The sequence below is a fragment of the Ramlibacter aquaticus genome (genome assembly GCF_015159745.1).
In the GTDB taxonomy this organism is placed as follows: domain Bacteria; phylum Pseudomonadota; class Gammaproteobacteria; order Burkholderiales; family Burkholderiaceae_C; genus Ramlibacter; species Ramlibacter aquaticus.
Window position 1 is genome coordinate 22,923 of sequence record NZ_JADDOJ010000047.1, and the last position, 7,840, is coordinate 30,762.

General features: G+C 68.5%; 7 protein-coding genes and 3 tRNA genes. 9 read left to right on the forward strand and 1 reads right to left on the reverse strand.

The window, feature by feature from the left end:
- Nucleotides 1-13 precede the first annotated feature (13 nt).
- From folC to IM725_RS12365, 9 genes are all read left to right on the forward strand, one after another.
- Nucleotides 14-1,297: a bifunctional tetrahydrofolate synthase/dihydrofolate synthase gene (folC, locus tag IM725_RS12325; RefSeq protein WP_193780898.1), complete on the forward strand. Its 1,284-nt coding sequence runs from the start codon at nucleotides 14-16 to the stop codon at nucleotides 1,295-1,297.
- Nucleotides 1,298-1,325: 28 nt separating this feature from the next.
- The gene (locus tag IM725_RS12330; RefSeq protein WP_193780899.1) at nucleotides 1,326-2,054 is read left to right on the forward strand and encodes an SPOR domain-containing protein; all 729 of its coding nucleotides are present in this window, start codon (nucleotides 1,326-1,328) and stop codon (nucleotides 2,052-2,054) included.
- Nucleotides 2,055-2,056: 2 nt separating this feature from the next.
- Entirely contained in the window at nucleotides 2,057-2,554 is a 498-nt protein-coding gene (locus IM725_RS12335; protein ID WP_193780900.1) for a CvpA family protein, read from the forward strand.
- Nucleotides 2,555-2,567: 13 nt separating this feature from the next.
- Nucleotides 2,568-4,073: an amidophosphoribosyltransferase gene (gene purF, locus IM725_RS12340; protein WP_193780901.1), complete on the forward strand. Its 1,506-nt coding sequence runs from the start codon at nucleotides 2,568-2,570 to the stop codon at nucleotides 4,071-4,073.
- Between the two features lie 5 nt (nucleotides 4,074-4,078).
- On the forward strand, nucleotides 4,079-5,299 hold the full coding sequence (locus IM725_RS12345) for an O-succinylhomoserine sulfhydrylase (protein ID WP_193780902.1): 1,221 nt from the start codon (nucleotides 4,079-4,081) through the stop codon (nucleotides 5,297-5,299).
- Between the two features lies 1 nt (nucleotide 5,300).
- The gene (gltX, locus tag IM725_RS12350; protein WP_193780903.1) at nucleotides 5,301-6,683 is read left to right on the forward strand and encodes a glutamate--tRNA ligase; all 1,383 of its coding nucleotides are present in this window, start codon (nucleotides 5,301-5,303) and stop codon (nucleotides 6,681-6,683) included.
- Nucleotides 6,684-6,717: 34 nt separating this feature from the next.
- Nucleotides 6,718-6,793, forward strand: a tRNA-Ala gene (locus tag IM725_RS12355).
- Nucleotides 6,794-6,836: 43 nt separating this feature from the next.
- Nucleotides 6,837-6,912 (forward strand) — tRNA-Glu (locus tag IM725_RS12360).
- Nucleotides 6,913-6,960: 48 nt separating this feature from the next.
- Nucleotides 6,961-7,037, forward strand: a tRNA-Asp gene (locus IM725_RS12365).
- Nucleotides 7,038-7,120: 83 nt separating this feature from the next.
- Here IM725_RS12365 and IM725_RS12370 read toward each other — a convergent pair.
- Entirely contained in the window at nucleotides 7,121-7,690 is a 570-nt protein-coding gene (locus tag IM725_RS12370) for a site-specific integrase (protein ID WP_193780904.1), read from the reverse strand.
- Nucleotides 7,691-7,840 lie beyond the last annotated feature (150 nt).

Genomic DNA, 7,840 nt, shown 5'->3' on the forward strand with positions numbered 1-7,840 from the left:
GGACAATGGCGGGATGAACACCCTGGACGCGTGGCTGGCGCACTGCGAGCGCCTGCACCCCACCACCATCGAACTCGGCCTGGACCGCGTGCGCGAGGTCGCGCAGCGCATGGGCCTGCGGCTGGACTGCCCCGTCATCACCGTCGCCGGCACCAACGGCAAGGGCTCCACCTGCGCCATGCTGGAGGCGATCTGCCTGGAGGCCGGCTGGCGCACCGCCGTCTACACCTCGCCCCACCTGGTGCATTTCGAGGAGCGGCTGCGCCTGCACGGCGAGATCGTGCAGGGCGACTCGCTGGTGCCGCACTTCGCCCGCGTGGAGGCGGCGCGCGGCGCGGTCTCGCTGACCTACTTCGAGTTCACCACCCTGGCCATCCTGGCCCGCATCGCCGAGTTCGCGCCCGACGTCGCCATCCTCGAGATCGGGCTGGGTGGCCGGCTGGACGCGGTCAACATCATCGACCCCGACTGCGCCATCATCACCAGCGTGGACCTGGACCACATGGCCTTCCTGGGCCCGGACCGCGAGTCCATAGGCCGCGAGAAGGCCGGCATCCTGCGCACCGGCCGGCCGGCCATCGTGAGCGACCCGGTGCCGCCGCAGAGCGTGATCGACCGGGCGACCGAGATCGGCGCCGACCTCTGGCTGCTGGGGCGCGACTACAACTACTCCGGCGACAAGCAGCAGTGGGCCTGGGCCGGGCGCGGCCGCCGCTACGCGGGCCTGGCCTACCCGGCACTGCGCGGTGCCAACCAGATCGTCAACGCCGCCGGCGTGCTGGCGGCGCTGGAATCGCTGCGCCCGCGCCTGCCTGTGACGGCGCAGGCGGTGCGCAACGGGCTGGCGCTGGTCGAACTGCCGGGGCGCTTCCAGATCGTGCCCGGCCAGCCGGCGCTGGTGCTGGACGTGGCGCACAACCCGCATGCCGTGGCGGCGCTGGCGGCCAACCTGGACGCCATGGGCTTCTACCCCTGCACGCACGCGGTCTTCGGCGCCATGGCCGACAAGGACCTGGCCCCCATCCTGGCCAAGATGGGGCCGCTGGTGGACCGCTGGTACTTCACCGACCTGCCCACGCCGCGGGCCGAGCCGGGCCGCGCCCTGCTGGCGATGTGGAAGGCGGGCGAGAAGCGCGGCGACGTGCAGGCCGCCAGCTTCGCCAGCCCCGAGGACGCCCTGCGCGCGGCCGTCGCCGCGGCGGACCCCGCTGATAGAATCGTGGTCTTCGGATCGTTCTACACCGTGGGCGGCGTCCTGAAAGACGGGATTCCCCGCCTCCAGGCCCCGCACCTGTAGGGCGCAGACCCCACCCCGCACCCGGTCCATGGCCTTCTTCAAATTGCGCAAGGGCGGCGACGAGGCTGCCGGTTCCCGCCAGCCCGAGAGCATCGAGGCCATCCGCCGGCGCGCGCGCCACCGCCTGATCGGCGCCGGCGTGCTGGTGCTGATCGGCGTGCTGGGCTTCCCCATCCTCTTCGACACCCAGCCGCGGCCCATCGCCGTGGACGTGCCCATCGAGATCCCCGACCGCAACAAGGTCGCGCCGCTGCCCGAGGCCGCAGCGCCGGCCCCGGCCGTGGCCACCGCCCCGTCCGCCCCGGCGGCCAGCGCGCCGCCGGCCGTGGCCGCCGTGGTGCCTGCCAAGCCCGCGCCCGCGCCCGAGGCACGCCCCACGGTCACCGCCAAGGCGCCCGAACTCAAGCCTGAACCCAAGCCTGAACCCAAGGCCCCTGCCAAGGGCGCCGACGACGGCGCCCGCGCCGCGGCGCTGCTGGAAGGCAAGGCCGCCGCCGCGGGTGCTTCGACCGCGCCGGCCGCCGCCGAGGGCCGCTTCGTGGTCCAGGTCGGCGCCTTCGCCGACGTGGCCAAGGCGCGCGAGGTGCGCCAGAAGCTGGAGAAGGCGGGCCTCAAGACCTACACCAACGTGGCCGAAACCAAGGATGGAAAGCGCATCCGCGTGCGGCTGGGTCCGTTCACCAGCCGTGCGGACGCGGAGAAGGCCGCCGAGAAGGCGCGCAGGCTGGACCTGACCGCCGCCCTGCTGACCCTGTAGCCATGGACGGCCTCAGCGCACTGGACTGGGCCTTCCTGGGCATCCTGCTGCTGTCCTTCCTGCTGGGGGCGTGGCGCGGCCTGGTGTACGAGGTGATGTCGGTGGCGGCCTGGTTCGCGGCCTTCATCGGTGCGCAGTGGTTTGCGCCGGACGTGGCGGCCCACCTGCCGCTGGGCGGCTCGGGCGAGTCGCTGCGCTATGCCGCCGGCTTCGTGCTGGTGTTCATCGCCATCGTCTTCGTCGGCGGGCTGCTGGCCTGGGGCGTGAAGAAGGCGGTGGAGGCGGTGGGCCTGCGGCCGGTGGACCGCACGCTGGGGGCGGCCTTCGGGCTGCTGCGCGGCGCGCTGCTGCTGCTCGCGGTCGCCGTGGTGATCAACATGACCCCGCTGCGCAATGGCGCGTGGTGGGCGGAATCCAAGGGTGCCGGCGTCTCGACCGCCGCGCTCAAGGGTTTGAAGCCGGTGCTGCCCGAACGTTTCGGCCAGTACCTGCCGGGCTGAAAGGTAGTTTGCAATGTGTGGAATCGTCGGCGTCGTCAGCAACGCCCCTGTCAACCAGCTGATCTATGACGCGCTGCTGCTGCTGCAGCACCGCGGCCAGGATGCGGCCGGCATCGTCACCCAGCTGGAACGCAAGTTCTTCATGCACAAGGCCAAGGGCATGGTGCGCGACGTGTTCCGCACGCGCAACATGCGCGCGCTGCCCGGCACCGTGGGCCTGGGCCAGGTGCGCTACCCGACGGCCGGCAACGCCTACAGCGAGGAAGAGGCCCAGCCCTTCTACGTGAACGCGCCCTTCGGCCTGGTGCTGGTGCACAACGGCAACCTCACCAACGCGCAGGCCCTGCGCGCCGAGCTGTTCACCACCGACCACCGTCACATCAACACCGACAGCGATTCGGAAGTGCTGCTGAACGTGCTCGCGCACGAGCTGGAGCGCGCCACGCGCGGCGTGCCGCTGCAGGTGGAGGACCTGTTCCGCGCGGTGGCCGAGGTGCACAAGCGGGTGCGCGGCTCGTACGCCGTGATCGCCATGATCGCCGGCCACGGCGTGCTGGCCTTCCGCGACCCCTACGGCATCCGCCCGCTCTCCCTGGGCCGCGGCAAGGACGGCACCGTGATGGTGGCCAGCGAGACCGTGACGCTGGAGGGCACCGGCCATGTGTTCGAGCGCCATGTCGCGCCTGGCGAGGCGGTGTTCATCGACCTGAAGGGCCAGGTGCATGCGCGCCAGTGCGCCGAGAACGCCAGGCTGTTCCCCTGCATCTTCGAATTCGTCTACCTGGCGCGGCCCGACTCCGTGCTGGACGGCATCTCGGTCTACCAGGCGCGCCTGAACCTGGGCGAGGCGCTGGCCAAGCGCGTGGTCTCCACCGTGCCGCCCAACGAGATCGACGTCATCATCCCCATCCCCGAATCGAGCCGGCCCAGCGCCACGCAGCTCGCGCAGCTGCTGGGCATCCCCTACCGCGAAGGCTTCGTCAAGAACCGCTACGTGGGCCGCACCTTCATCATGCCGGGGCAGGGCGTGCGCAAGAAGTCGGTGCGCCAGAAGCTCAACGTGATCGCCAGCGAGTTCAAGGGCCGCAACGTGATGCTGGTGGACGACTCCATCGTGCGCGGCACCACCAGCCGCGAGATCGTGCAGATGGCGCGCGACGCCGGCGCGAAGAAGGTCTACCTGGCCAGCGCCGCGCCGCCGGTGCGCTTCCCCAACGTGTACGGCATCGACATGCCCACCGCGACCGAGCTGGTCGCGCACGGCCGTACCGTGGACGAGGTGCGCGAGATCATCGGCTGCGACGCGCTGATCTACCAGGAAGTGGAAGGCATGAAGCGCGCCATCGGCAGCCTGAACCCCAAGCTGGACGGCTTCGACGCCTCCTGCTTCGACGGCGTGTACGTGACCGGCGACATCAACCCCGACGACATCGCGCGCATCAACGAGGCGCGGATCGGCCAGGAGGACGCGCTGGAGGAGGACACCTCGCGCCTGGCATTGCCCAACGCGGAGGTCTGACGCGCATGGCTGAAGAACGCAAGGGCCTGCCCCCCGGGCTGCATCGCGACACGCTGGCGGTGCGCGCGGCCGTGGACAAGAGCCAGTACGGCGAGAACTCCGAGACCCTGTACCTCACCTCCAGCTTCACGCAGCCGGACAGCGCCACCGCGGCGCGCCGCTTCGCGGGCGAGGAGGACGGCTTCATCTATTCGCGCTTTTCCAACCCCACCGTGGCCAGCATGGAGATGCGGCTGGCGGCGCTGGAGGGGACCGAGGCCTGCGTGGGCACGGCCAGCGGCATGGGCGCGATCCTGCTGCTGTGCATGGGCCTGCTCAAGTCGGGCGACCACGTGGTGTGCTCGCGCTCGGTGTTCGGCTCCACCATCAAGCTGATCGCGACCGAGTTCGGCAAGTTCGGCGTTGAATCCACCTTCGTCTCGCAGACCGACCTGGCCGAGTGGAAGGCCGCGATGAAGCCGAACACGAAGCTGCTGTTCGCCGAGACGCCGACCAACCCGCTGACCGAGGTCTGCGACATCCGCGCGCTCGCGGACATCGCGCACGACGGCAGCGCGCTGCTGGCCGTGGACAACTGCTTCTGCTCGCCGGCGCTGCAGCAGCCCGCTGCGCTGGGCGCCGACATCGTCATCCACTCCGGCACCAAGTACCTGGACGGCCAGGGCCGCGTGGTGGCCGGTGCGCTCTGCGCGAGCGAAAGCCTCATCAAGGGTAAGCTGATCCCGGTGATGCGCAGCGCGGGCATCAGCCTTTCGCCCTTCAACGCCTGGGTGGTGCTCAAGGGCCTGGAGACGCTGGGCATCCGCATGGAGGCGCAATCGAAGCGCGCGCTCGAACTGGCGCAGTGGCTGAAGACGCACCCCGCGGTGGAGCGCGTGTACTACCCCGGCCTCGCCAGCCACCCGCAGCATGCGCTCGCCATGGCGCAGCAGTCGGGGCAGGGCGGGGCGGTGCTCTCCTTTGACGTGAAGGCGGCCAACCCGCAACAGGCGCGAGAGCGCGCCTTCCACGTGGCCGATTCGACCCGGCTGCTGTCCGTCACCGCCAACCTGGGCGACGTGAAGAGCATCATCACCCACCCGGCCAGCACCTCGCACGGCCGCCTCAGCGAAGACCAGCGCGCCGCCGCCGGCATCCGGCAGAACCTGCTGCGCGTGGCCGTCGGCCTGGAGCACGTGGGCGACCTGAAGGACGACCTCTCGCGCGGGCTGGACACGCTTTCCTGACATGACGACCCGCACACGCTTCGCGCCTTCGCCGACCGGCTTCATCCACCTCGGCAACATCCGCTCGGCCCTGTACCCCTGGGCCTTCGCACGCTCGACGGGCGGCGCCTTCATCCTGCGCATCGAGGACACCGACCTGGAGCGGTCCTCGCAGGCCGCGGTGGACGTGATCATCGAAGGTATGGCCTGGCTGGGCCTGGACGCCGACGAGGGCCCGTTCTACCAGATGCAGCGCATGGACCGCTACAAGGAAGTGCTGGCGCAGATGCGCGATGCCGGCCTGGTCTATCCCTGCTACATGAGCGTGGCCGAACTGGACGCGCTGCGCGAGCGGCAGATGGCCGCCAAGGAAAAGCCGCGCTACGACGGCGCCTGGCGGCCCGAGCCGGGCAAGGTGCTGCCGCCGGTGCCCGAAGGCGTGCAGCCGGTGCTGCGCTTTCGCAACCCGCTCACCGGCAGCGTGGCCTGGGACGACAAGGTCAAGGGCCGCATCGAGATCCGCAACGAGGAACTGGACGACCTGGTCATCGCGCGGCCCGACGGCACGCCCACGTACAACTTCTGCGTGGTGGTGGACGACATCGACATGCAGATCACGCACGTGATCCGCGGCGACGACCACGTGAACAACACGCCGCGCCAGATCAACATCTTCCGCGCGCTCGGCAAGGAGCCGCCGGTGTATGCGCACCTGCCCACCGTGCTGAACGAGCAGGGCGAGAAGATGAGCAAGCGCAACGGCGCCAAGCCCGTCACGCAGTACCGCGACGAGGGCTACCTGCCCGATGCGATGGTGAACTACCTCGCGCGCCTGGGCTGGTCGCACGGCGACGACGAGATCTTCTCGCGCGAGCAGTTCCTGCAGTGGTTCGACCTGGACCACCTGGGCCGCAGCGCCGCGCAGTTCGACGAGGCCAAGCTGCGCTGGGTGAACGCGCAGCACATGAAGCTCATGCCCGACGCGCAGCTCGCGGTGCTGGTGGAGCAGCAACTCGCCAGGCGCGGCATCGACGCCGACACGCGGCTGGCCGCAATCTGCGCACTCTTCAAGGACCGTTGCGACACCACGGTGATGCTGGCCGACTGGGCCGCGCGCATCTACCGCCCGGTGGACGTGGACGCGGCCGAGCGCGACAAGCACCTGGGCGAGACGGTCAAGCCGGCTGTCGCCATGCTGGCGAAGATGCTGGAGGACTGCCCGTGGACCCGCGAGGACATCGCCCTGGCGATCAAGGAAGTGCTGCGCGCCACGGGCCTGAAGATGCCGCAACTGGCCATGCCCGTGCGGGTGCTCGCACTGGGTACGGCACAGACGCCGTCGCTCGATGCGGTGCTCGCGCTCTTCGATCGCAAAGAAATTTTGGGTCGCTTGAAAGCGGCCTGAATTTCGTTCTATAATCTCTTTCTCGACACCCAACGGGGGTATAGCTCAGCTGGGAGAGCGCTTGCATGGCATGCAAGAGGTCAGCGGTTCGATCCCGCTTACCTCCACCAAAGTGTCGAAGGTTAGTTAACGCGAAGTACGCGTCCAGGTTTTGACCCTATCGTCTAGAGGCCTAGGACATTACCCTTTCACGGTAAGTACCGGGGTTCGAATCCCCGTAGGGTCGCCAAGTTTGGTTGCACTTGCACTCGAAAGAGTGGAACGCAACTCCACGTGTGGAGTGGTAGTTCAGTTGGTTAGAATACCGGCCTGTCACGCCGGGGGTCGCGGGTTCGAGTCCCGTCCACTCCGCCAAATTGCTTAGCAAAGTCAACGGGTTACAGTCGCAAGGCTGTAGCCCGTTTGGCTTTTTGGAATCTGATTCACGAAGTTTGGAATCAGGCTGCAGGCTTCGCACGTTTCTGGCTCCGCCTGTCGTAGACCTTCGCAATCATGTTCCCGTCACTGTGCAGGGTCGCATCCTGCACGTCCTGGTGGCCCTTCTCCAGCTTGTTCGAGACGCCCATGGGCCTGCAGTCCTGCAAGCTGAATTTGCGGAAGGAAAGTTTCCTTTCCGCCGCTGCCTTTTCGCACTCGCGCATCAGATCGTCGAGCATGGCCTTCCAGCCGCCCTTTGTGTAGCGCTGGCCACGCATGTTCCCGAAGACGTACATGGACCCTGCTACGTGGTGCCGCTTCACCTGCAGGGCCTCAGTGATGGTGGCCTGTAGAGCGGGGCTCCACTCGATCAGGATTGCGGGCTTGGTGCTGTCCTTGCCATCGTGCCAGAGGATGCCGTCATGGCTGATGGCGTCGCGTGTCAGGCCGCGCACTTCGACAGAACGACGAACACAGAGCCAGGCCGTGCGCAGCGCCAGCGCGACGATGAGGCGGGCGCCGCCGAACTTGCGTCCGATCTCCACAGCCAGGTCGAGCTCCTGCGCTGTGACGAGGCGCTTCTCGCGCACGACGCGATTGCGCTGAAGGGCATCTAGTGTCCTGTCCCGCTAATTCATAGGCACGAAAACTGCATGGGATGAGGCATCCTCGGAGATGCCTCATGCCCAATGCATATACCCGCACCAGCAACATCGAGCTCACTGACGCGGAGCGCGCGG

Bases quoted from the DNA above. Each gene is read 5' to 3' on its own strand.
- folC (WP_193780898.1), top strand. From the start codon at position 14: ATGAACACCCTGGACGCGTGGCTGGCGCACTGCGAGCGCCTGCACCCC.
- IM725_RS12335 (WP_193780900.1), top strand. From the start codon at position 2,057: ATGGACGGCCTCAGCGCACTGGACTGGGCCTTCCTGGGCATCCTGCTG.
- gltX (WP_193780903.1), top strand. From the start codon at position 5,301: ATGACGACCCGCACACGCTTCGCGCCTTCGCCGACCGGCTTCATCCAC.
- IM725_RS12345 (WP_193780902.1), top strand. From the start codon at position 4,079: ATGGCTGAAGAACGCAAGGGCCTGCCCCCCGGGCTGCATCGCGACACG.
- IM725_RS12330 (WP_193780899.1), top strand. From the start codon at position 1,326: ATGGCCTTCTTCAAATTGCGCAAGGGCGGCGACGAGGCTGCCGGTTCC.
- purF (WP_193780901.1), top strand. From the start codon at position 2,568: ATGTGTGGAATCGTCGGCGTCGTCAGCAACGCCCCTGTCAACCAGCTG.